The sequence below is a fragment of the Dellaglioa sp. CoH-55-MRSF-8 genome (genome assembly GCF_056782195.1).
Genome location: NZ_JBXAYH010000012.1, coordinates 3443 through 5228, shown reverse-complemented (window position 1 = coordinate 5228; position 1786 = coordinate 3443). Strand labels below are relative to the sequence as shown.

General features: G+C 48.5%; 1 rRNA gene. It reads left to right on the top strand.

Going from position 1 to position 1786, the window contains the following annotated elements:
* The first annotated feature begins 170 nt into the window (after positions 1-170).
* Positions 171-1731 (top strand): 16S ribosomal RNA (locus tag AC1RPW_RS07510).
* Positions 1732-1786: the final 55 nt, after the last annotated feature.

Below are 1786 nucleotides of genomic sequence, written 5' to 3'. Positions count from 1 at the left end.
TTGATATGATATAAAAGTTGTCAAAAGCAACCAAGTAGATCTTTGAAAACTGAACAAATTTTCGACAAATCAAATGTGTAGGGTCTCTTAACTAAGAGTTAAGAGCAAACATTTGCGAAGTCAATTCGCTAGTTTCAAAAAGTAACAAAACAATAAGAGCAATCAACTTTTTATATGAGAGTTTGATCCTGGCTCAGGATGAACGCTGGCGGCGTGCCTAATACATGCAAGTCGAACGCATTATCTTCACCGAGTGCTTGCACTCACCGAAGATAATGAGTGGCGAACGGGTGAGTAACACGTGGGTAACCTGCCCAAAAGAGGGGGATAACACTTGGAAACAGGTGCTAATACCGCATAATTTGTTAAACCGCATGGTTTGATAATGAAAGACGGCGTAAGCTGTCACTTTTGGATGGACCCGCGGCGTATTAGCTAGTTGGTGAGGTAAAGGCCCACCAAGGCAATGATACGTAGCCGACCTGAGAGGGTGATCGGCCACATTGGGACTGAGACACGGCCCAAACTCCTACGGGAGGCAGCAGTAGGGAATCTTCCACAATGGACGAAAGTCTGATGGAGCAACGCCGCGTGAGTGAAGAAGGTTTTCGGATCGTAAAGCTCTGTTGTTAGAGAAGAATGTAGGTAAGAGTAACTGTTTACCTAGTGACGGTATCTAACCAGAAAGCCACGGCTAACTACGTGCCAGCAGCCGCGGTAATACGTAGGTGGCAAGCGTTATCCGGATTTATTGGGCGTAAAGCGAACGCAGGCGGTTTTTTAAGTCTGATGTGAAAGCCTTCGGCTCAACCGAAGAAATGCATTGGAAACTGGATAACTTGAGTGCAGAAGAGGAGAGTGGAACACCATGTGTAGCGGTGAAATGCGTAGATATATGGTAGAACACCAGTGGCGAAAGCGGCTCTCTGGTCTGTAACTGACGCTGAGGTTCGAAAGCATGGGTAGCAAACAGGATTAGATACCCTGGTAGTCCATGCCGTAAACGATGAGTGCTAAGTGTTGGAGGGTTTCCGCCCTTCAGTGCTGCAGCTAACGCATTAAGCACTCCGCCTGGGGAGTACGACCGCAAGGTTGAAACTCAAAGGAATTGACGGGGGCCCGCACAAGCGGTGGAGCATGTGGTTTAATTCGAAGCAACGCGAAGAACCTTACCAGGTCTTGACATCTTCTGACAAACCTAGAGATAGGCCGTTCCCTTCGGGGACAGAATGACAGGTGGTGCATGGTTGTCGTCAGCTCGTGTCGTGAGATGTTGGGTTAAGTCCCGCAACGAGCGCAACCCTTATTATTAGTTGCCAGCATTTAGTTGGGCACTCTAATGAGACTGCCGGTGACAAACCGGAGGAAGGTGGGGATGACGTCAAATCATCATGCCCCTTATGACCTGGGCTACACACGTGCTACAATGGACGGTACAACGAGTTGCGAGACCGCGAGGTTAAGCTAATCTCTTAAAGCCGTTCTCAGTTCGGATTGTAGGCTGCAACTCGCCTACATGAAGTTGGAATCGCTAGTAATCGCGGATCAGAATGCCGCGGTGAATACGTTCCCGGGCCTTGTACACACCGCCCGTCACACCATGAGAGTTTGTAACACCCAAAGCCGGTGAGGTAACCTTTTAGGAGCCAGCCGTCTAAGGTGGGACAGATGATTAGGGTGAAGTCGTAACAAGGTAGCCGTAGGAGAACCTGCGGCTGGATCACCTCCTTTCTAAGGAATATTACGGAAACCTACACACTTGTCGAAAATTTGTTTAGTTTTGAGG